Below are 21511 nucleotides of genomic sequence, written 5' to 3' on the forward strand. Positions count from 1 at the left end.
GTTCTTTCCGCCCAAGGGCGGGTATTCGAAATGGCTAGCGCGACACGAAGCAGTTGCCGCCGGCAGCCTTGTAGTTGGTGCACAGGTTGATCGCATCGTTGCGTGACTTCGCCGGGACGCGGACGCGATAGAACGTTCCCTTGCCGGCGATCTCGGCCTTGACGATGTTGGCGGTGTGGCCGGAAAGCACGCTGCCGTAGCGGCGCTGCAGATCCTGATAGGTCGACTGGGCGCTTTCGACAGTCGGTTGCGAAGCGATCTGCATCGACCACGAGCCACCGCCGGTCGAGGCGGCCGCCGGACTGATGGACGCAACCTGGTCGGGCTTGACCTCGCCGACGACGTCGACCGGCTGGTCGGACGGACGCTGCGGCGCCACCGGAACCGTGGCCGGCGTATTGGCAGGCTGGGCGGTTTGGGCCTCAGCCTCAGGCGCGGCTGCCGGCGCGGTTATCGGATCGACTGTTTCCGGCTTGGCTGTTTCCGGCTTGGCGATTTCGGTCTGATCGCCGCCCACCGGGTCGCCACCCATCAGATCGCCACTTGCCTGGTCGGCAACAGGCGGTACCGTACCGGTCTGTTCTGCTGCGTCGTCGGCCTGTCCCGCTGGGGCCACATGCTGCGGCGCCGGATCGACAGGTTCGACGGCAGCCATCTGCGGTGCAGGCGCCGGATCGACAGGTTCAACGGCAGCCGTCTGCGGTGCCGCAGGCGCCGGATCCTCCCGCGCAACCAGCGAGCCATCTGATTTGACGACCATGGTTCTCACCTTGCGCGGTGCAACGGCGACGACGTCGGGCTCGATGCCCTGGTCGGCCTCTTGCAGAACCTGGGCGATACGATCCTCGGACTTGGGTGCCGGCGCGGCGGCGACGTCGGCATTTCCGGCCGCTTGCGTGCCGCGGATCGCATTGGCGCCTTCAGCGGCGGCGGATTCGGCATTGCGGATTGCATCGGGGGCTTCAGCCGTGTCGATATCGTCGGGCGAAAGATCGACCACACGGCTCTGCGGCGGCTCCTTGGCCGCCACGTCCACCGGCTCTTCGGTGTTGGTGACCAGTTTTTCCTGGACCGGTTCGGCAGGCTTTGCGCCACCCTTGGCCACTGCGTCATAGACCTTATTGTCCTGGTTCGGCACGACGGTGCCGCCCGGATTTTCAGGCCTGACCTTGATCGGTGCGTTGTCCGCCTCGACGATGACCGGCGCATCGGTGCCGCCGGCGCCGCCGAAAGACAGCGCGAAGGCGCCGAGACCGCCGGCGAGCGCCACGGCGCCGACGACTGCGGCGACCAGCAGGCCGCGGCTCCGCGGCCTCGCGGCATCGTGCCCAGCCAAGCCGGGAACCGACATGGCCTCATCCAGTTCGGGGTCGTAGTCGAGTTCGTCCAATCCAAAGTCGTCGGCCTGCGAGGCCGGCCGGCCGTTGGGCAAGTCGCCCCAATCGAAGCCGCTGGCGGCATCGGCATAAGACGCACTGACAGACGCTTGTGCGGGTCTCGCCGCATAGGTCCGCGTTTCAACGCGTTCGGGCTCATAGCCTGACTGGAACCCGGCCGCTGACTGGATTCCGGCCCCTGACGGGAAACCTGCATTGTAGGATTCGTCGTCATACGACGCGCTGCGCGCCGGGGTGGCAGCGACGTCTACGGTGTTCATTTCGGTGAGAAGGCTAGCGAACTCGGTGTCGAGATCGTCATAGGCAGGCGCCGCCGGTTCGTCGTCATTGAAGTCGAGTTCCGGAATATCGAGGTCGTCCGCCAGCGCCACGACGCGCTCGGGCACATCGACCGTCTCGACATCAGGCATCTCGTCATACGCCGAAGACTGTTCGCTTTGCGCCGGCGCAGATGCAGCATTGGCGGCATCGTCTTGCGCCGGCTCATCCTGATAGGATGGTACCGCAGCCATCGGCGGCGGCGCTTCCGTGGTCCTCGCCGAAGCCGTCGGCTGGGCTGCAAAGGCAGGTTGCGACTGCGCGACCGGCGTTACGCGGCTCCACGAATGGGCCGGCGCCGGCGGGGCGGAGCGTGCGGCCATCCAGTTGAGCGCGTCGTCCTGGGAAGCGGCGGCCGCAACGTTCTCGCCGTCGCCATGATCCAGACCGATGTCCTTGGCGAAGGCGGTATGCAATGCATCATCGTCGAAATCGACATCGGCCGGCCCGGCGGCATCTTCAGCGCCGAAATCCTGACCCTCGAGGTCATCGAGGAGAACGGAGTCGAGATCGGCCTCGGCCGCCTGAACCGCGCCATCCGATGGCTCCGAAAGGTCTTGCTCGTCGAGGCTCCAGTCCAGTTCGTCGATGGTATCCACTGGTTTGTCGGCGGCTTTTCCAGCCGCGGCCACAGGCTGCTGAACCAAGGCGGGTTCATTGGCCGCGGACGCAACCACCGGAGCGGCCCGTGTGCGCATGATGCCCAACAGCGCGTTCAACTCGTCTTCGAGGCTCCGCTCGTCAGCGACGGGGGCAAGCGCCGCCGGCTGGACTACGGCGGCCGGCGCCGTCGGTTGGGCTGCAACGCCGGGGGCCGGCGCAACCGGCTCTTCGGCTTCCTCGGCAAGCGCGTCGTCGAAGCTCAAGTCAAAATCGTCGTCGAACGCATCTTCCGGGGTCGCGGCGGAAGGGCCATCCTTGGCCGCGATAGCCTCCGGTTCGTCAATTTCTGGCTCGTCAATTTCGACCGGTTCAGCCGTGCGAACCTCGAAATCCATGTCGACATCGGCCATGGCGTCGTAATGGCCGGCAAAATCCTCACCGGACTCTTCCGAAACGGCCCGATCAGGCGCAGCAGGAGCTTCAACAGCGGGCTGCTCCATCGGCACGTGTTCGTCGAGTATCAACTCGTCTTCGAGCGAGCTTGCGACGGCATTGTCGAATTCGTCGTCGAAGACGGGTTCGGCGGCCGGCGCGGCGATTTCAGCGGGTTCGGCAGCGGCGGCGTGCGCCATCGGCACGTGTTCGTCGAGCATCAGCTCGTCTTCGAGCGAGCCTGCGACCGCGTTGTCGAATTCATCGTCGAAGGCGGGTTCGGCGGCCGGTGCGGAGATTTCGGCTTCGGCAGCCTGCGCCATCGGCACGTGTTCGTCGAGCATCAAATCGTCTTCGAGCGAGCTTGCGACTGCGTTGTCGAATTCATCGTCGAAGGCGGGTTCGGCGGCCAGAGCGGACACGGCGGCGGCAGTATTCTGTTCGGCCTCGTCCGTCGCATCGTCGTCGAGCAGTAAATCCTGTTCGAGCGACGCGGCAAGCTCGTCGTTCCCAAGCTTGTCGTTCACCGGTAAATCGTCTTCGAATGGCGACACGTCTTCGAGCGAACTGGCGAGCCCATCGTTGAAATCGTCATCGAAGGCAGCTTCAGCAGCCGATGCGGATGCTTCGGCAACGTCAGAACGAACGTCATCGGCAGCAACGGCATAGGCGGTCTCGTCCGTCGCATCGTCGTCCAGCAGGAAATCCTGTTCGAGCGACGCGGCAAGCTCGTCGTTCCCAAGCTTATCAGTCACTGGCAAATCGTCTTCGAAAGGCGACACGTCTTCGAGCGAACTGGCAAGCGCATCGTCGAAATCGTCATCGAACGCAGCTTCAACAGCCGGCGCGGATCTTTCGGCAACACCAGCGCGCGCGTCGTCGGCAGCAACGGCATGGCCAGCTTCGTCCGCCGCATCGGCGTCGAGCAGGAAATCCCGTTCGAGCGACGCGGCAAGCTCGCCGTCCCCAAGCCCGTCGTCAATTGGGTCAATGGCAGCCGCTTCGAAAGCCGGCTCGCGAACCTCGGTTGCGCGGTCATTGTCGTCGGCGCCGAATTCGCCCATCAACTCCTTCTCGAGGTCGATGTCGAAGTCGCCGTCGTCCACCGGCTGGCTGGCGGGAGCCGCCTTCGGCTGGGCCTGCGGCTTGACCGGCTGGCGCGGGTCGAACCCCATGATCCTGGTCAGTTCCGCGAACGGATCATCGTCGGCGATATCGTTTTGGGCGGCTGCTCTCAGCTGGGTTCTGTCTGCCATTATTGTTCCCGAACTCGCACTCATTCGGACGCCATGGACGTCGCGTAGGGTTGGCCCTTACCAGCGCAATGTGGGCAAAAGGTGACAGGTTTTTTAGTCAAACCTAACGCATTTCGGTGGGCGCATCGGCTCCGATCAGCGTCAGGCCGGACGTCAAAACGTCCGAAACAGCCTGCACCAGCCCTAGTCTGGCATGCGTCAATTGTCGGTCGTTAACCTTAACAAAACGTAAGTCCGGATTCTCGGTGCCGCGGTTCCAATGTCCGTGGAAGCTGGAGGCGAGATCGTAGAGGTAGAATGCCAGCCGATGCGGCTCGAGCGCAAGGGCCGCGGATTCAATCAGCCGCGGATATTCGGCAAGCTTCCTGATCAGGCCGATCTCGCCTTCGTCGGTCAGCGAAGCGGTGGCGGCGGCCAGCCGACTGCGGTCAAAATTGGCCTCGCCCAACTGTTCGCTCGCCTGCCGGAACACCGAATGGCAGCGCGCCGAGGCGTACTGCACGTAGAACACCGGATTGTCCTTCGACTGCTCCGTCACCTTGGCGAAGTCGAAATCGAGCGGCGCATCGTTCTTGCGGTACAGCATCATGAAGCGGATCGGATCGCGGCCGACCTCCTCCACCACTTCGCGCAGCGTCACGAAATCGCCCGACCGCTTCGACATGCGCACCGGTTCGCCCTCGCGAAAAAGCCTCACCAACTGGCAAAGCAGCACGGTAAGCTTCACCTCGTCGCCGGAAATCGCCCGGGCAAGCGCTTCCAGGCGCTTCACATAGCCGCCATGATCGGCGCCAAGCACATAGATCAGCTCGACGAAACCGCGATCGACCTTGTCCTTCAAATAGGCGACGTCCGCGGCGAAATAGGTGAAGGTGCCGTCCGACTTGACCAGCGCCCGGTCCATGTCGTCGCCGACCGCCGTCGAGCGGAACAGCGTCTGCTCGCGATCCTCCCAGTCGTCCGGCTTCTCGCCCTTGGGCGGCGGCAGCTTGCCCTTGTAAATGTGGCCCTTGAGCGTCAGGTCGTTGATCGCCGAGCGGATTTTCCGGGCGTTGTCGGCGTGCAGGGTACGCTCCGAGAAAAAGACGTCGTGATGCACATTGAGCAGCGCCAGATCCTCGCGGATCATCGCCATCATCGCATCGATCGTCCTGTCCTTGACGATGGCAAGCGCTTCCTCGTCGGCCATCTGCAGCAAGGAGCGGCCGAATTCGCTGGCCAACCCCTGGCCGACCGGGATCAGATAATCGCCAGGATAAAGCCCGGCAGGAATCTCGCCGATATCATCGCCGAGCGCCTCGCGGTAACGCAGCATGGCAGAGCGGCCGAGCACGTCGATCTGCGAACCAGCGTCGTTGATGACATATTCCTTGGTCACGTCATAACCGGCGAAGGCCATCAGATTGGCGAGCGCATCACCCACCACGGCGCCACGGCAATGGCCGACATGCATCGGCCCGGTCGGGTTGGCCGAGACATATTCGACGTTTGCCTTCTTGCCGCCGCCGACGGCCGAGCGGCCGTAATTGCGGCCTTCGCCGAGCAGCGCAGTCAGGTGCACCTGCCAGAATGCGTCCCTGAGCCTGAGATTGACGAAGCCCGGACCGGCGACGTCTGCGGCGGCGATGTCGATGTCGGCACGGAGCGCCTGCGCCAGCTTTTCAGCCAGTGCGCGTGGGGACTGGCCGGTCGGCTTGGCCAGCACCATCGCGGCATTGGTCGCCAGGTCGCCATGGCTGGGGTCGCGCGGCGGCTCGACGGCGATGCGCGACAGGTCCAGCGAACCGCCGTCCTTGTCTTTCAAATCAAGCGCTTCGACAGCTCTGGTGATTCGCGCGTTGAAATCGGCGAAGATGTTCATTGGTGTGGCTCTGGGGTGTGGCTCTGGCGGCTTTGCAGGGATCCGGCTCATTGGCCGGCAAAATCGAGCTCGGCCTAGCTTAATTCCGGCGTATGGTCAAACAAACGGCGGTGTTCTTTCAATGCGTAGGTATCCGTCATGCCCGCCAGGAAATCGGCGACGCTGCGCGCCTTGATGCGATCGTCGGCCCGGTCGAGCCCTTCGCGCCAGCCATCGGGCATGGCGCGCGGATCGGCGAAATAGACCTCGAACAGGTCGTTGACGATCTGCTCGGCCTCGTTGCGCACGCGCATGACCTCGCTGTGCCGGTAGAGATGCTTGTAGAGAAAGGCCTTCAATTCCTTTTCGAACGCGGCCATTTCGGCTGAAAAGGTCACCATCGTCTCGCCTGCCGCCCTTACCGCGTCGGCGCTGTCCGGCTTGATGCGGGCCAGATTGGCGGTGGTGGAAACGATGACATCCTCGACCATCATCGTGATCTGCCGGCGCATCAGTTCGTGCCCTGTCCTCACATCGTCGAGCGCCGGATAGCGCCGGCGCACGCCTTCAAGGATCGAGCCGGGCAGCGAGATCTTTTCCAGCATGTCCAGCTTCAGGATGCCTGACCTCAGGCCGTCGTCGATGTCATGGGTGTTGTAGGCGATGTCATCGGCGATTGCCGCGCACTGCGCCTCGATGCCGGCGAAGCGGTCGAGCTCGAGATCGTGCAGCTCCGAATAGTCTCGGATCGCTTGCGGCACCGGCCCCTTCAGGCCGTTTCCCCTGGCGTCGGTCAGCGGGCCGTTGTGCTTGACCAGCCCCTCCAGCGTTTCCCAGGTGAGGTTCAGCCCGTCGAATTCGGCATAGCGGCTCTCCAGCCGCGTCACCACGCGCAGCGATTGCGCGTTGTGGTCGAAACCGCCCCAGACAGCCATCTTGTTGTTCAGCGCATCCTCGCCGGTATGGCCGAAGGGCGTGTGACCGAAATCGTGCACCAGCGCCACCGCCTCGGCCAGATCCTCGTCGCCGCGCAGCGCCCGCGCCAGGGCGCGCGCTATCTGCGCCACCTCGATCGAATGCGTCAGCCGGGTGCGGTAATGGTCGCCCTCGTGCGCGACGAACACCTGCGTCTTGTGCTTCAGCCGGCGGAATGCCGTCGAATGGATGATGCGGTCGCGGTCGCGCTGGAACGGCGTGCGGGTCGGGCTCTCCACCTCGTCGAACAGGCGCCCGCGCGACTTTGCCGGATCGCAAGCATAGGCTGCGCGCGGCCGATAGCCGAATCCGATGTCGCCCAACTCATTTGTCATCGCCGCTGCCGCAGTTGACTTGCCCTCTCGCGCTTCATACCTATCATGTGAAACCGAAAGCAAGGTGACGCCCATGGGCGCTGATGCCAAGACTGCCATGAAAGTCGAGATGACCGACGCCGCCGCTAGGCGGATCGCCAAGATTATATCTGGCGAAGCCGGCAAGAAGGCGCTGCGCGTTTCGGTCGAGGGCGGCGGCTGCTCCGGTTTTTCCTACAAGTTCGACCTTGTCGACACCCGCAACGATGACGACGTCGCCATCGAGAAGGACGGCGCCACCGTGCTGATCGACGACCTCTCGCTGGTCTATATGGGTGGGTCGGTGATCGATTTTGTCGACGACTTGATGGGCCAGTCGTTCCAGATCAGGAACCCGAATGCGGTCGCTTCGTGCGGCTGCGGCACCAGCTTCAGTATTTGAAAATATGAAGCCGCTCCTCGAGGGCCTTGAGGATCCGATGACGGTCCTTGTCGCCCGCGAGATAGAAGCAATTTCCGATGTCGATATCGTTGGTTGGGCCAACCGTCACAAGGCAGCTCGGGTCTACGAAGACGACGCTGACTATGTGCAGCTCGTGCGGTGCAATCCGCGGGATGCCGTTAACCTTGCGAAAGCTCATGGCCATTTGAAGTCGCTGATCACGCGGTGTTTTCCCGATTTCAACGACAAGTCCGATGAAGCCAAGGAAATAGCACGTAAGCTGTTCCTTCGACGCATTCGGACTTACCTTGACGGCGAACTGGAACCCTTTCAGGTCTGCCGTATGGTGTCGCCGATTGAGGACAAATATGATTTTCCGCACTGGCTTGGAGACCTTTCCAACGGCTGTGATTGGATGGACGAGAATGCAACGCGCGAGCAGGCATCGCACCTGCGATGGATGATAGAGAAAATACTCGCGGAAAATGCCGAACCCCAACCTTTCGGGAGTGAATGAGCATGCGCCCGGTCGGCGCGGTCCGTCAGGTCGCGCTTTCAGCCGGGCGCGATCTCGATGCAACGCTGGTGTTTTGGCATGATGTGCTCGGCATGACGGTGCACGCACGCTTTGATCCGCCCGGCATCGCCTTCATCATGGCCGGCGACGTGCGGCTGCTGTTCACCGATGGCCTGCCGGCCGGCACCGTCTATCTCGACATATCGGGCCTCGACGATTTCCACGCCTCGGCAAAAGCCGCCGGTGTCCCCTTCACTGCGCCGCCGATGCTCGTCCATCGCGATACCGAAGGCCTGTTCGGGCCGGCGGGGGAAAGCGAATGGATGGCCTTCCTAAAGGACCCGGCAGGCAATACGATCGGCCTCGTCGAACGTCTTCCGCCGGAACAGCAATGAGGCCATCATGAAAATCGTCACTTGGAACATCAACGGCGTTCGGGCCCGCATTGGCAATTTGACCCATTGGCTGACGGAAAGCGCGCCTGATATCGCCTGCCTGCAGGAGATCAAGACAGTCGACGAGCAGTTTCCGCGCGCCGAGATCGAGGCGCTTGGCTACAACGTCGAAATCTATGGCCAAAAGGGTTTTAATGGCGTCGCCATCCTGTCGAAACTGCGCTTCGACGAGGTTATCAGAGGCCTGCCGGGCGACGATGCCGACGATCAGGCGCGTTTCATCGAGGGCGTGTTCTCGACCGACAAGGGCGCGTTGCGCGTTGCCTCGCTCTACTTGCCGAACGGCAACCCGATCGATGACGAGAAGAAGTTCTCCTACAAGCTGTCCTGGATGGCGCGGCTGGAGCGCTGGGCCGAGGAAAGGCTCTCGCTCGAAGAGGCCCTGGTGTTGGCCGGCGACTACAATGTCATCCCCGAATACATCGATGCGAAATTCCCGGAGAACTGGCTCAGCGATGCGCTGTTCCAGCCGCAGACCAGGCAGGCGTTTCGCCGGCTGAAGAACCTCGGCTTCACCGAAGCCGTGCGCGCGGTCACCGACTCGCCGGACATTTTTACTTTCTGGGACTACCAGGCCGGCGCCTGGCAGAAGAACAACGGCATCCGCATCGATCACTTGCTGCTCTCGCCCGAGGCCGCCAACCGCTTTTCCTCGGTCTCGATCGAAAAGCACGTGCGCGCCTGGGAAAAACCCTCCGACCATGTGCCGGTGGCCGTCGAACTGGCTTTTGCGCCGATCTGATCATTTCGAGGTCCGGACCGCCGGATTCCCGGTTGATGGACCGTCATATCGCCACAATCGGGGGCTCCGCTGCAGTCCGGGTTCGGCCGGGGTTCAGAATGACGATCAGGTTTGCGATTTGCCTATGTGCCGCCGCGCTCGCCCTCGCGGCGACGCCGGCTTTTGCCGATCCTGAATGCCTGGCCAACGGAAAGTCATTCCAGATCGGCCAGGTCGCCTGCCTGACGCTTTCCGGCCGGAGCCATCTCGCCCGCTGCGACATGGTGCTCAACAACACGTCATGGACAAAGATTCGGGACGATTGTCCGGGAACCACGCTGGCGCCGTCGGCCACGCCGATTTCAACGCCGGAGTCCGGCCTCGTTCCGACGAAACCGACCGAGAATTGATCTCGGCTGTCCGACTTCGAGATACCCATTCTTCCTGACTATTGGCTTTGTGACTGGCTTCGCGACTACCGGTCGCCGCCGCCCTTTGTGAGGATGTCGTCGGCCAGCGAAATCGCGGTGCGGCGGTCGGCCTCGCCCGCGGCGGCAAACGCCTCTTCCTGCATGCCGCGTATCCATGGCTGGTCGGAAGGCGAGGCCCGCTCGAGTGCCGCGGTCATCATCGCCAGCCCCCGAACGATCTTGCCGCTCTGGAAAAGCAGGTGGCCGAGCGTCGCCTGCGCGCCGGCATGCCCTTTTTCCGCAGCGAGTTGGAACCACCGCCCGGCCTGCTTGAGGCTAGCCTTGACGCCGCCCTTGCCATTCAGAAAGATCTGGCCCATCTCGAACTGGGCATTCGGGTTGCGGTAATTGGCGGCGGCGCGCATGTAATATTCCTGGGCCGCCACCTCGTTCTCTGTGATGGGGCTGCCGGGGATGCCCTTCCTCAGATAATCGCCGAGCGCCACGAGCGCGTCCGACACATAGCTCTCTTCCGGCGAACCGGGCTCGACGTCCTGGTCGACGATCTCGCTGAAGAACTTGAACGCCGCATAATCGTCGCGCTCCACGCCGTCACCCTCGGCATACATACGCGCAAGCTTCCAGGTGGCGCCGATCTGGCCGTTTTCGGCCGCGTACTTATAAGCCTCCGCGGCCTGCTCCTTGCGGCCGTTCTTATAGGCGGAGAAGCCGAACTGAAACACCGCCCACGGGCTGGACTGCGGCTTCACGCCGGTCTTGTCGTCGAACACCTTGTCGTCGAAGGCCATGGCCTGGCCCGCGGCGCCCAAGGTCGCGCCAAAAGTGGCGATCGCGACCAGTGCCGAAAAGACAGACAACCTCAGCAACTCAGATATCCGCATAACAATGTGTTTCTTTCGCACCACCGGGATGGGTGACCGCGCCGTCGCGGGCAGGCCCTACCGTTTGCGCATACTTCCAGATCGCGCCCGACTGATAGTCGGTCGCGCGCGCCTTCCATGCCTTCGCCCTGGCCGCCAGTTCGGCGTCGGACAGCGCCACCTCGATCGTGCCGCCCACCGCGTCGATCGAGATCAAATCGCCATCCCTGAGCAGCCCGATCGGACCACCCACGGCGGCTTCCGGCCCGACATGGCCGATGCAGAAGCCGCGTGTCGCGCCCGAAAAACGTCCGTCGGTGATGAGAGCCACCTTGCCGCCCATACCCTGGCCGTAGAGAGCAGCCGTCGTCGAAAGCATTTCGCGCATGCCCGGACCGCCGCGCGGTCCCTCGTAGCGGATGACGAGGACCTCGCCTTCGCTGTAGCTGCGATCCGTAACCGCCTGGAAACATTCCTCTTCCGAATCGAAACAGCGCGCCGGACCAGAGAATTTCAGCTCCGACATGCCCGCGACCTTCACGATCGCGCCTTCGGGGGCAAGGTTTCCCTTCAAGCCCACGACGCCACCCGTTTGGGTGATTGGTCGGTTGGCGGGACGGACCACATCCTGGCTATCATTCCACGCAACGTGCTCCATATTTTCGGCTAAAGTGCGGCCGGTCACCGTCAGGCAGTCGCCATGCAGATAGCCGTGGTCGAGCAACGTCTTCATCAAAAGCGGAATGCCGCCGGCCTCGAACATGTCCTTGGCGACATATTTGCCGCCCGGCTTCAGGTCGGCGATGTAGGGCGTCTTCTCGAAGATCCTGGCGACGTCGAAGAGGTCGAACTTTATCCCCGCCTCATGCGCGATCGCCGGCAAATGCAGCGCTGCGTTGGTCGAGCCGCCGGTGGCCGAAACCACGGTCGCCGCATTCTCCAACGCCTTCAGCGTGACGATGTCGCGCGGGCGGATATTGTTTGCGATCAGCTCCATGATCTTTTCGCCGGAGGCGAAATTGAAGCGGTCGCGCATTTCATAGGGCGCCGGCGCCCCGCAGGAATAGGGCAGCGCCAGACCGATGGCCTCGGCGACGGTGGCCATGGTGTTGGCGGTGAACTGGGCGCCGCAAGAGCCGGCCGACGGACAAGCGGCTTGTTCGATTTCGAGGAGTTCGGCGTCGCCGATCGTGCCGACCGAGTGCTGGCCGACGGCCTCGAACACATCCTGCACGGTGATCTGGCGGCCCTTGTAGGAACCGGGCAGGATCGAGCCGCCATAGATGAAGATCGACGGCACGTTGAGCCGCACCATGGCCATCATCATGCCGGGCAGCGACTTGTCGCAACCGGCAAGGCCGACCAGCGCATCGTAGCAATGGCCGCGCATGGTGAGTTCGACCGAATCGGCAATGACCTCGCGCGACACCAGTGACGATTTCATGCCTTGGTGGCCCATGGCGATGCCGTCCGTGACGGTGATGGTGCAGAATTCGCGGGGCGTGCCGTTAGCCGCGGCGACGCCCTTTTTGACCACCTGCGCCTGACGCATCAGCGAGATGTTGCACGGTGCCGCCTCGTTCCAGCAGCTCGCGACACCGACCAGCGGCTGCGCGATCTCGGCCGCCGACAATCCCATCGCATAGAGATAGGAGCGGTGCGGCGCGCGTGCCGGACCGACGGTCACATAGCGGCTGGGCAGCTTGGCCTTGGAGATGACTCTGGCGTTCATACTCTTCCCTTGCCGCGAGCGGTGCGACCTGCCCCGTTGCCGAGCCTTTTGGCACATGCCCTGGGACAAATTCGAGGTGCGCCGGGTTTATGGCGGGAAGTAGGCAATGTCGGCAGGCGCCCTTGTGGCGCGAGGGTTGTTCAGAAACTGTTGCCAAAACATCACGATCGCGGGAGGCAGAGGGAAGCGGCGTCGTTGCAACACCGCTTGGTTGCCGGGAAGCCCCCTCAAGTAAAAAAGCCGGGCATGACCCGGCTTTTTACTATTGAAAACTTGTATTTAGAACTTGACCTTAACCGAAGCTGAGCCGGCAAGGAGCAGATCGTCGTCGTACGTGTAGGTGATGGCATTTGCCGTGTCGCCAACACCGGTGAAGGTCGACGACCCACTGGTCAGAACACCGATCGAACCACCAAGTCTGACCTCGATCTTATCGTTCGGCGAATAAGAAATGCCGCTGGCCACGGACCAGGTGTCCGACTGATAGCCGGAGGTCGTCGAGGTTCCACGGTCCCAGGTCAGCGAAACCGCGCCAGACAATTGGTCGGTGAACTTGTGAGCTATGCCGCCCGAAACCGTCCAGCCATCGCGATAAAGCAGATCGAAAGAAACGGGCGAGGGTGTACCGAAAACCGGGTTAATCACGCCGTTAATTGGAATAATGCCAAGCTTGCTCCACTCCTGCCAGCGAACCGAGCCAAAGGCCAACCAGCCAGGCGCTATACCGCTCTGCAGCTTGAATTCCACGGCCTGGGGTATCTCGGCCGAGGCGGAGACAGGGAACACTCCGGTAACATTTCCTAGCGGCCCACCTGCAAATCCGGTCGTGTCGACGGTTCCCGACAGTCCGTCATATTTGTAGCTCGAAGAGTACATCAAGCTTGCGCGCAAGGCGATTTCGGGAATTTCATAAGCGGCGCCCACGCGCCAACCCCATGCCTCGTCGGAAAGCTTGAATTTTCCGAGGCCGGTATTGCCGAAGGCCAGCAAGGTCTGGCGCGACAGAAACGCATCGACCTCCTGGTAGGAGACGCCGCCGATGAACCGCAGGGAGCCCTTGCCGACGTTTATCTTGTAGGAGCAGGTAAGGCCGAAATCATTTGTTTTGACGTAGTATTCGACCGCGGTTGGCGAATAGGCGTTGTTCATTCCGAAGTCTGCCTCCGCACCATACGGTTCCGTATAGCTCGCAAGGCAATCCACTGGTTCAAAAATGTTGGCCTTGATACCGATGCGCGGCACCGCATAGTCGCCGTCGACATCCACTGACGAAGACGACATTCCCGAGCCATCCAGGCGCTGCACATTCTTCAGTGTGCGCTGTGGCGAAACATAGGTGACGCCGGCATCGAACGAATATGGCGCGGCATCAAACAACTGATCGATGTTGACACCGCCCCGGTCGAAACCGCCTGCGTTCGCAACGCCCGAAATCAACAGCGAAAAGCACCCCGCCCCCAGCAGCGCTTTCAGACGCAAATTGTTCATGACTCTCCTCCCCGAATACGAATGGACGAAGCTAGAACCAATTCAGGTTAACGTCGCAACAACGAATTCTCGACGCGTACATATACGCCTTCGCCGACCGCATTTTAGACAAAGTGGCAGCTTCACCGCAGAGCGGGAAAACGGCTCATTTGGCTGCAAATTGAGAAAAAAACTCGGAAAACTCGCATGGAACGGCGCAAAAACGGCCCGTTTTGCGGGAACGAACCCCATTGTTACATTATGGCAACAATAGGGCTAAAACATTCCGTTTACGTCAAGATTTACGCTGCGGAATGCCTATTTTCGTGGCAGGGACCCCGTCCGAAAAGCAGGTTCGGAGACTCGCGAACCTAGAGCATCGGACCCAAAGCGGCGCCCGGTTTTGGGACAATCCGATGCTCAGAAAATCTGATTCTCAAACACCAGAGATAGGTCAACCGGCTTCACGCACCCGCGTCAGCGCCACCGAAAGCTTTTCTTGCGCCTCGCGATATTCGGCGAGTTTTTCGCGCTCGGCTTCCACGACATCTTCCGGCGCGTTGGCGACGAATTTCTCGTTGGACAGCTTCTTGTGCAGGCGGGCGATCTCTTCGGTCACCTTGACCAGCTCCTTCTGCAGCCGCGCCGCCTCGGCGGTAAGGTCGATCAGACTGCCGAGCGGCAAGCAGATGGTCGCCTCGTTGAGCACGATCTGGGCGGAGCCTTTGGGCGCCGCGTCGACCAGCGAGATGTCGCCGACCCGCGCCAGCCGCTTGATGGCCGACGCCTGGCGCTCAAGCCTTTCGTGGGTTGCGGTATTGGCGCCGATCACCATCAGCGGCGCGATCGCAGCCGGCGGCACGTTCATTTCCGAGCGTACGGAGCGGATGCCGGAGACGAGATCGACCAGCCAGTTGATGTCGGCGGCCGCTGCCTCATCCTCGAAGTCTGGCGACGGCCACGCGGCATGGCAAAGCAGCGACGGCCGTTCCTTGCCCTCGCCTGATGTCTCGGCCCACAGCTCTTCGGTCATGAATGGCATCATCGGATGCAGCAGCTTATAGATCTCGTCGAGCACGAAGGCGACACAAGCCCGGCTTTCGGCCTTGGCAGCCTCGTCCGTGCCTGTGAACACCGGCTTCAGCAGTTCCAGGTACCAGTCGCAGAACAGGTTCCAGACGAAGCGGTAGGCCGCACCTGCCGCCTCGTTGAACCGGTATGAGGTGATGCCATCGGTGATTTCGCGCGCGGCGCGCGTCAGTTCGGTCAGGATCCAGCGGTTGACCGCCAGCTTGGCGTCGTTCAGCCAGAACTCATCGTTCCTCGCGACGTCGTTCATCTCGGCAAAACGCGTCGCGTTCCACAGCTTGGTGCCGAAGTTGCGGTAACCGGCGATGCGGGCCGGATCGAGCTTCACGTCGCGCCCTTGCGCGGCCATCACCGTCAGCGTGAAGCGCAGCGCATCGGCGCCGTATTCGTCGATGAGTTCGAGCGGGTCGATGACGTTGCCTTTCGACTTCGACATCTTTTGCCCGTTCTTGTCGCGCACCAGCGCATGGACATAGACGGTGTGGAACGGCTCCTCGTCCATGAAATGCAGGCCCATCATCATCATGCGAGCGACCCAGAAGAAGATGATGTCGAAACCGGTCACCAGCACGTCGGTCTGGTAGTAGGTCTTCAGCTCCGGCGTCTGGTCCGGCCAGCCAAGCGTCGAGAACGGCCACAGCGCCGACGAGAACCATGTGTCGAGCACATCCTCGTCGCGGGTCAGGATCTCGCCCGGCTTGAAGTTTTCGAGCTTGTCCTCGACCCAGGCCTTCCATGGCCCTTCCAGCGCCAGATAATATTCGACGGCGGCTGCGAGCGCCTCCTCCTCGGTCTTCTCGACGAAGACGCGTCCGTCCGGCCCGTACCAGGCCGGGATCTGGTGACCCCACCAGAGCTGGCGCGAAATGCACCAGGGCTGGATGTTCTCCATCCAGTCGAAATAGGTCTTTTCCCAGTTTTTCGGCACGAAATTGGTACGGCCCTCGCGCACCGCACGAATAGCCGGTTTGGCGAGCTCCGCCGCGTTCGCATACCATTGTTCGGTCAGGAACGGTTCGATCGGCACGCCGCCGCGATCGCCATGCGGCACGGCATGGCGATGCGGCTCGACCTTTTCGAGGAAACCGCCCGCTTCCATCAGCTCGACGATCTTTTTGCGCGCGACGAAACGATCGAGGCCGTCGAGCTCATCCCAGACGGCCTGGCGTTCGGGCGTCACCTCCAGTCCGGCGAGAAAGTCGTCATTGTCCGTGAGGGCGACCGCCGCCTCGACGGTGAGGATATTGATCGCCGGCAGCTTGTGGCGCCTGCCGACCTCGAAGTCGTTGAAGTCATGGGCCGGCGTGATCTTGACCGCGCCGCTGCCCTTTTCCGGATCGGAATATTGGTCCGCCACCACCGGGATCTTGCGGCCGACGATCGGCAGGACGAGGTTCTTGCCGACCAGATGCCGGAAACGCTCGTCGTCGGGATGCACCGCCACCGCCGTATCGCCCAGCATCGTTTCGGGACGCGTCGTCGCTACGGTGATGAAGGTTTTTGGATTTTCCGGATCGAAGACCTCGCTCTCGACGGGATAGCGGAAATGCCAGAGATTGCCGTTGACCTCCTGCTGTTCGACCTCGAGGTCGGAAATCGCTGTCAAGAGCTTCGGGTCCCAGTTCACAAGGCGCTTGTCCTTGTAGATCAGGCCTTCCTTGTAGAGCGTGACGAACACTTCGAGCACCGCCTTGGACAGGCCCTCGTCCATGGTGAAACGCTCCCGGCTCCAGTCGGCGGAGGCTCCCAGCCGCTTCAACTGGTTGAGGATCGCGCCGCCGGATTCGGTTTTCCACTCCCAGACTTTCTCGATGAACTCATCGCGCGTCAGGTCGCGGCGGTGGATCTGCTTCTCCATGAGCTGACGCTCGACCACCATTTGCGTGGCTATGCCGGCATGGTCCATGCCGGGCTGCCACAGCACGTTCTTGCCGCGCATGCGCTCGAAGCGCACCAGAATGTCCTGCAGCGTGTTGTTGAGCGCATGGCCCATATGCAGCGAACCGGTGACGTTCGGCGGCGGGATAACGATGGTGAAGGCTTCCGCCCCCTCCTCGGCGCCTGCGCCGGCACGAAACGCGTCGGCTTCCTCCCAGATTTTGGCGATCTTCGGCTCGACGATTTTGGCGTCGTAGGTTTTTTCGAGCATAGGGAAATGGTCCGAGCTGTCGGGTTTTTGCTGGTCCGGTGTAAATCGGAAGGTTTTGGCCAAGTCAACCGCGAAGCGGCAGGCGAGCGGGCTCGCCTGCCATACAGATAGATCGGGCAAGATCACAGGCAATGCCACTGCCGAGGCCGTAGGCATTGCATCGCGCATCAACGAAGACACCGCCCGCAGCGGCGGGGTTCATCCGTCGACCGTCGGAATTATTACTGCGCGCCGCGCGCCACGCGTTCGATTTCCTCGCGCACCAGCCGCTCGACCAGCGTCGGCAGATTGTTGTCCAGCCAGTCCTGCAGCATCGGCCTCAGCATCTCCTCGGCAATCTCGTCGAAGGTTTTCTTGCTGCGGCTGGCGAACGCATCGGAAAGCTCGCCGAAGGCGGCGGCGACCTGCCGGCCTGTATGTTCGGAAAGGATCGCCGGACGATTAGACGGTGCCTCGCTTGTCGCCGGGCGCGTCAACCCGCTTCGCGGCGGGGCCGGCTCGAAAGCAGGTTCGGCCGCGTCCTCGAAAACCTCGGGCTTCGATTCCGCGTCCGGCGTCCGTCGTACCTCAGCCCTGTCTGGGGCCCTGTCCGGCTTGGCCGCGGTCTTCGCTTCGCCGACGGCGGCGATCTCACGCCGCCAATCGGCAACGATGCTGTCGGTCGTCTCCGCAACCCTTGCCGTCGCAGGCGCATCCGGCTCAGGCTTGGCGGCCGGGGCCGGCTCGGCAGCGACCCTGGCACCAGCAAGCGTCACGAGCGCTTTGACCGGAGCCGGATCGGAACGCACCGGCGGCTCCATGCGTGCGATGACGGGCTCGACGGCCGACGGTTGCGCCTGCACCTCGGTCAGCGTGACCGGCCCCCTGGCATCCAATCCTGAACGCAATTCGGCGCGAAACGCGCTCACCTCCGGCGGCGCTCCGCCTGCCTCCGGCGGCGCTCCGCCTGCCTCCGGCGGCGCTCCGCCTGCCGCCGCCGGCGCCCCGCCTGCCGCCGGTGGCGCCCCCCCTGCCGCCGGTGCCGGCACTGCAACCGACGTCAAATCCTGCAGCAGGTCGTCCGCTTCGTCCGGCTGCTTGCGGCCGGTATCGTTGTCCTCGATGATCCTCCTGATGGAAGCCAGTATCTCTTCCATGGAAGGTTCGCGCTGTACGCTGCTTGCCGTCGCCATCGTCACATCCGCCGCCCTTGTGACTCGTTGTAGATTCCCTGTCCGGCCAAAGCCGGATTCGAATCATGGCAATAGCGTAACCGACGGATCGCCTTACGAGAATCCCCAATCTGAGGGTGTATTGGATTTCAACAGATTAGAGCCCGCGCATTCCTTCGAACGCGCGGGCTCTAATGCCTTGAAACTGGACGGGATTTGAAACTGCTGGCGCGATCAGCGGCCGTCCGGGGTGCGCAGGCCGATCCACTTGTCCTTAACCGCATTGTAATGCTCTTCGGGTCTGTATTTCGTCACCTGAAGGGCGAGACGCTCGACCGATAGACGACCGATCGCCGAGAGGATGGCATAGCTCGCCACCACCAAATCGCGTTCGGAACTGGCCTGGTTGATCTTGGCGGTGATGAGGGTGGCCTGGGCGTTGAGAACGTCGAGCGTGGTGCGCTGGCCGACATTGCGCTCCTCGATGACCCCGCTCAAGGCAAGCTGCGCGGCGGCGATCACCTGCCTGTTGGCCACCACGGTTTGCTGGGCGGCGATATATTGCGTCCACGCCGAGGTCACGGCTTGCCGCACGGTGTCGCGGCTTACATCGACCTCGATCCGGGCCTGGCTGAGCGATTCCTTGTTCTGGCGCACTATCGCCGACGTCCGCCCGCCCGAATAGATCGGTATAGTCAAGGTGGCACCAATGCTGGCCGAATTGGTTGTGCCATCCTGCCCCGTCCCGAGATCGACGCCCGGACTCTCCCTGCGATAGGCGCTGGAAACGCCGGCGGAAGCCGAAAGCTGCGGCAGCAGCGCGCCTTCGGCCGATTTCACCGAAAACGCCGCCGCGTCGACCAGATGCTGGGTGGAGAGGATGGCCGGGTGCTCGCTGGCTGCAATCGCGATCGCCGCATCGAGGTTCGACGGCAACAGCTTCGACAGCGGCGAAGCGGCCCTGAGCCTGCCTGGCTCATCGCCGACGATCTGGCGATAGGTCGCAGCGCTTGCCAGCGCCTGCGCGCGGGCGGCGGCCAGTTCCGCCACAGCGGAGGAGCGCTCGGCATCGGCCTGTGCTACGTCGGTGCGGGTGCCCTCGCCGACTTCGAAGCGCGAGCGCGCGGCGCGCGCCTGCTCGGTCAGGAACTGCAGGTTCTGCTCCGTCAGCACCGCCACTTGGCGGTCGCGAATCACGTCCATGTAGGCGCTTGCCGCGTTGAACAGAGTGTTCTCTTCGGTGTTGCGCAGGCTCTCGAACGAGGCGCGGACCTGGGATTCGGCTGCAGCGACGTTGTTCCTGGTCTGAAAGCCGTCGAACAGGGTCTGGTCGATCTGGACGCCGAAGTTGCCGGTGGTCAAACGCGTGCTTCGGTTCGCGCCGGGTACATTGCCGCGGGCATTGAAATTTTCGCTGGAGTAGTCGATGTCGGCAGAACCGGTGATGGTCGGGCGCCAGCCGGACTTGGCGATGGCAACGCTCTCATCGGTGACGCGGACGCCGGCACGAGCCGAATTGAGCTCGGAATTGTTCTGGTAGGCTTTTGAAAGTGCACCGAGAATGGTTTCCGCCGAGGCGGCCAGCGGAGAAAGCGCGGTCGCCGAGAAGAGGACGGCGGCAAAAAGGCTCTTGCGTAAAGACGGCACGTTATTCCCTCATTCGTTTTGCATGGGAACCACACCGCGCCGGCTTCTCCCATTCGAGCAGCCGGCGCGGTGTGTTTCAGGTCCCCTGCTGTCAGCCCCCAAAAGAACACCCCGGTTATGCGGATCAGCAACGATTGTTCAAGCGCAAGCGAACATGACAACGCCTTTGCCGCAAGCCAAAATTGCTCAGAATTCAAACGCATGAGCACGTTCAAATCCCGGTAGTGGCTTAATTGCCGCATTAAATGCGCCTCTTCCGGTTACAACCCCCCTTGTTTTCAAAAACAATCGGGCCACACCCGAATTCCCCTGCCCTTCGACGGCGACGAGCCGGCCGCCTTCCGCAAGCTGGTCGAGCAGCGATTCCGGCACCTTCTCCACACTGCCGCCGATGAAAATGACGTCGTAGGGTGCTCCCGCGGCATGGCCTTCCGGCAGCGACCCCTTGACCACGCTGACATTGTCGCAGCCCAGCGCCGAAAGCGTCGACATGGCGGTCTCGACCAATGCCGGATCGCTTTCCAGGGCGACGACCGACTTTGCCAGCCGCGACAGGATCGCCGCCGCATAGCCGGTGCCGCAGCCGACATCGAGCGCCGAATCGCCAGGGCCGATCTCGGCCAGTTGCATCAGCTTGGCCAGCGGCGAAGGCTCCATGAGATAGCGTGGGCCGTCCGCTGCATTGGCGATGCGGATGTCCTCGTCGATATAGGCCAGATCGCGCTGGCCGGGGGCGACAAAGGCCTCGCGCGGCACGACAAGCATCGCCTCGAGCAGCGGCGCGCTGGTCACGTCGGTGGTGCGGATCTGGCCATCGACCATTTTCACCCGACGTTCGGCAAAATCAGCGCTCATGTTCCAACCAATCCGCCCAAAACCAATCTGCTTGCCGCGCCAAGACCGCGGCTCATTCGACCGGAATTCAAGCCCCCTGGCGCTGGTGCGCGGGAGCTTGGGCATTTGGAGGCCTCGCCCGGAATCGAACCGGGGTGCAAGGATTTGCAGTCCTCTGCGTAACCACTCCGCCACGAGGCCTCATTGCTCCCGGCGTTCCACCCGGTTCCAATAGGTTGCGGCGAAAATGCCGTCAAGCGGCCATGGTGCATTCCGGACGGTTTCCCCTTGGCCATGATGCCACGCATCGAATCGTCGATACGCATCCTGCAATTAAGATATTAGTTAATTGTTAAGTACGGAGTATCGCAAAGGGAAGCCCGGGACCTGGACTTTACGTAGCGTAAGCAGAAGGTCCGCCATTCTGAAGGAGAGCTGCGAGGGCCGGAAAAGCGCTCCGGGCATTGGCCAGATTTAGTCGAGCCGGAAAGACGCCCCCTCACAGAAGCTTGCCCCTGCGGTACAAACCCGTCAGTTCGGCCGCCGCCGCCGCTCCCACCACACGACAAGCCGGCGCCGGTGGCGGCGCACCAAGGCAAACTCGTAGGAGAGCACCAGCAATCCGATCGGAATCATCCAGAACCCCAGGATCGGCAGGAAGCCGAGAATGCCGCCGAAGATCAGCACGACGCCGATCGCAATCCTGAGGCCGCGCGAACGCGGCATGGTGAACTGACGGCCGAAGACCAATATTTTCCGTGCCGGTGGATGGTTGTGGCTCGCTGCGCTCATGTCTGGTCGGTGATCCGTTCGTGCAAAGTAAAAGCACCAGCTGACGAAAGCCGCAACCGCGTTTTCGGTTCCGCGCACCCCGCCAGACG

16 protein-coding genes and 1 tRNA gene are annotated in these 21511 nt (G+C 62.5%); 5 read left to right on the top strand and 12 right to left on the bottom strand.

What is annotated here, in order from left to right:
* Positions 1-34: 34 nt before the first annotated feature.
* From AC0L3I_RS16475 to AC0L3I_RS16485, 3 genes are all read right to left on the bottom strand, one after another.
* A complete protein-coding gene (locus AC0L3I_RS16475; RefSeq protein ID WP_473527565.1) occupies positions 35-4006 on the bottom strand; it encodes an SPOR domain-containing protein in 3972 nt (1323 codons plus the stop codon).
* 103 nt (positions 4007-4109) lie between these two features.
* Complete coding sequence (gene argS / locus AC0L3I_RS16480) at positions 4110-5867, bottom strand: arginine--tRNA ligase (RefSeq protein WP_473489515.1); 1758 nt, start codon at positions 5865-5867, stop codon at positions 4110-4112.
* A gap of 74 nt (positions 5868-5941) precedes the next feature.
* Positions 5942-7156, bottom strand: a complete 1215-nt coding sequence (locus AC0L3I_RS16485; protein ID WP_473489514.1) for a deoxyguanosinetriphosphate triphosphohydrolase — start codon at positions 7154-7156, stop codon at positions 5942-5944.
* A gap of 73 nt (positions 7157-7229) precedes the next feature.
* Between AC0L3I_RS16485 and erpA the strand changes: the two genes are divergently transcribed.
* From erpA to AC0L3I_RS16510, 5 genes are all read left to right on the top strand, one after another.
* Entirely contained in the window at positions 7230-7577 is a 348-nt protein-coding gene (gene erpA, locus AC0L3I_RS16490) for an iron-sulfur cluster insertion protein ErpA (RefSeq protein WP_095493771.1), read from the top strand.
* Entirely contained in the window at positions 7534-8094 is a 561-nt protein-coding gene (locus AC0L3I_RS16495; RefSeq protein WP_473527566.1) for a hypothetical protein, read from the top strand. The genes erpA and AC0L3I_RS16495 overlap by 44 nt, the downstream gene beginning before the upstream one ends.
* 2 nt (positions 8095-8096) lie before the next feature.
* Positions 8097-8489 carry a VOC family protein gene (locus AC0L3I_RS16500; protein ID WP_473527660.1) on the top strand — a complete coding sequence of 131 codons (393 nt, stop codon included), beginning with the start codon at positions 8097-8099 and terminating at the stop codon, positions 8487-8489.
* Positions 8490-8496: 7 nt separating this feature from the next.
* Positions 8497-9291, top strand: a complete 795-nt coding sequence (gene xth, locus AC0L3I_RS16505) for an exodeoxyribonuclease III (RefSeq protein ID WP_123150642.1) — start codon at positions 8497-8499, stop codon at positions 9289-9291.
* Positions 9292-9389: 98 nt separating this feature from the next.
* Entirely contained in the window at positions 9390-9680 is a 291-nt protein-coding gene (locus AC0L3I_RS16510; protein WP_473527567.1) for a hypothetical protein, read from the top strand.
* A 65-nt stretch (positions 9681-9745) separates the two neighbouring features.
* Here the strand turns inward: AC0L3I_RS16510 and AC0L3I_RS16515 are convergent, their stop codons facing one another.
* The 9 genes from AC0L3I_RS16515 to AC0L3I_RS16555 form a co-directional block, all read right to left on the bottom strand.
* Complete coding sequence (locus AC0L3I_RS16515) at positions 9746-10582, bottom strand: tetratricopeptide repeat protein (RefSeq protein WP_123150641.1); 837 nt, start codon at positions 10580-10582, stop codon at positions 9746-9748.
* Positions 10569-12293: a dihydroxy-acid dehydratase gene (ilvD, locus tag AC0L3I_RS16520; RefSeq protein WP_473527568.1), complete on the bottom strand. Its 1725-nt coding sequence runs from the start codon at positions 12291-12293 to the stop codon at positions 10569-10571. The genes AC0L3I_RS16515 and ilvD overlap by 14 nt, the downstream gene beginning before the upstream one ends.
* Before the next feature lie 279 nt (positions 12294-12572).
* Positions 12573-13781, bottom strand: coding sequence for an OmpP1/FadL family transporter (locus AC0L3I_RS16525; protein WP_473489508.1), 1209 nt, complete (start codon positions 13779-13781; stop codon positions 12573-12575).
* 433 nt (positions 13782-14214) lie between these two features.
* Positions 14215-16998, bottom strand: a complete 2784-nt coding sequence (locus AC0L3I_RS16530) for a valine--tRNA ligase (protein WP_473527569.1) — start codon at positions 16996-16998, stop codon at positions 14215-14217.
* Between the two features lie 221 nt (positions 16999-17219).
* Positions 17220-18170 carry a PopZ family protein gene (locus AC0L3I_RS16535; RefSeq protein ID WP_473527570.1) on the bottom strand — a complete coding sequence of 317 codons (951 nt, stop codon included), beginning with the start codon at positions 18168-18170 and terminating at the stop codon, positions 17220-17222.
* Between the two features lie 213 nt (positions 18171-18383).
* The gene (locus AC0L3I_RS16540) at positions 18384-19796 is read right to left on the bottom strand and encodes a TolC family outer membrane protein (RefSeq protein ID WP_473489505.1); all 1413 of its coding nucleotides are present in this window, start codon (positions 19794-19796) and stop codon (positions 18384-18386) included.
* 186 nt (positions 19797-19982) lie between these two features.
* Positions 19983-20651, bottom strand: a complete 669-nt coding sequence (locus tag AC0L3I_RS16545) for a protein-L-isoaspartate O-methyltransferase family protein (RefSeq protein ID WP_473527571.1) — start codon at positions 20649-20651, stop codon at positions 19983-19985.
* A gap of 106 nt (positions 20652-20757) precedes the next feature.
* A tRNA-Cys gene (locus AC0L3I_RS16550) sits at positions 20758-20831 on the bottom strand.
* Between the two features lie 330 nt (positions 20832-21161).
* Positions 21162-21422: a hypothetical protein gene (locus tag AC0L3I_RS16555; protein ID WP_473527572.1), complete on the bottom strand. Its 261-nt coding sequence runs from the start codon at positions 21420-21422 to the stop codon at positions 21162-21164.
* Positions 21423-21511 lie beyond the last annotated feature (89 nt).

It is taken from the genome of Mesorhizobium sp. WSM4840, assembly GCF_055811755.1.

Coding starts and splice junctions, on each gene's coding strand:
- AC0L3I_RS16510 (WP_473527567.1), top strand. CDS start 9,390: ATGACGATCAGGTTTGCGATTTGCCTATGTGCCGCCGCGCTCGCCCTC.
- erpA (WP_095493771.1), top strand. CDS start 7,230: ATGGGCGCTGATGCCAAGACTGCCATGAAAGTCGAGATGACCGACGCC.
- ilvD (WP_473527568.1), bottom strand. CDS start 12,293: ATGAACGCCAGAGTCATCTCCAAGGCCAAGCTGCCCAGCCGCTATGTG.
- AC0L3I_RS16515 (WP_123150641.1), bottom strand. CDS start 10,582: ATGCGGATATCTGAGTTGCTGAGGTTGTCTGTCTTTTCGGCACTGGTC.
- AC0L3I_RS16500 (WP_473527660.1), top strand. CDS start 8,097: ATGCGCCCGGTCGGCGCGGTCCGTCAGGTCGCGCTTTCAGCCGGGCGC.
- argS (WP_473489515.1), bottom strand. CDS start 5,867: ATGAACATCTTCGCCGATTTCAACGCGCGAATCACCAGAGCTGTCGAA.
- AC0L3I_RS16535 (WP_473527570.1), bottom strand. CDS start 18,170: ATGGCGACGGCAAGCAGCGTACAGCGCGAACCTTCCATGGAAGAGATA.
- AC0L3I_RS16530 (WP_473527569.1), bottom strand. CDS start 16,998: ATGCTCGAAAAAACCTACGACGCCAAAATCGTCGAGCCGAAGATCGCC.
- AC0L3I_RS16485 (WP_473489514.1), bottom strand. CDS start 7,156: ATGACAAATGAGTTGGGCGACATCGGATTCGGCTATCGGCCGCGCGCA.
- AC0L3I_RS16545 (WP_473527571.1), bottom strand. CDS start 20,651: ATGAGCGCTGATTTTGCCGAACGTCGGGTGAAAATGGTCGATGGCCAG.
- AC0L3I_RS16495 (WP_473527566.1), top strand. CDS start 7,534: ATGCGGTCGCTTCGTGCGGCTGCGGCACCAGCTTCAGTATTTGAAAAT.
- AC0L3I_RS16525 (WP_473489508.1), bottom strand. CDS start 13,781: ATGAACAATTTGCGTCTGAAAGCGCTGCTGGGGGCGGGGTGCTTTTCG.
- AC0L3I_RS16555 (WP_473527572.1), bottom strand. CDS start 21,422: ATGAGCGCAGCGAGCCACAACCATCCACCGGCACGGAAAATATTGGTC.
- AC0L3I_RS16475 (WP_473527565.1), bottom strand. CDS start 4,006: ATGGCAGACAGAACCCAGCTGAGAGCAGCCGCCCAAAACGATATCGCC.
- xth (WP_123150642.1), top strand. CDS start 8,497: ATGAAAATCGTCACTTGGAACATCAACGGCGTTCGGGCCCGCATTGGC.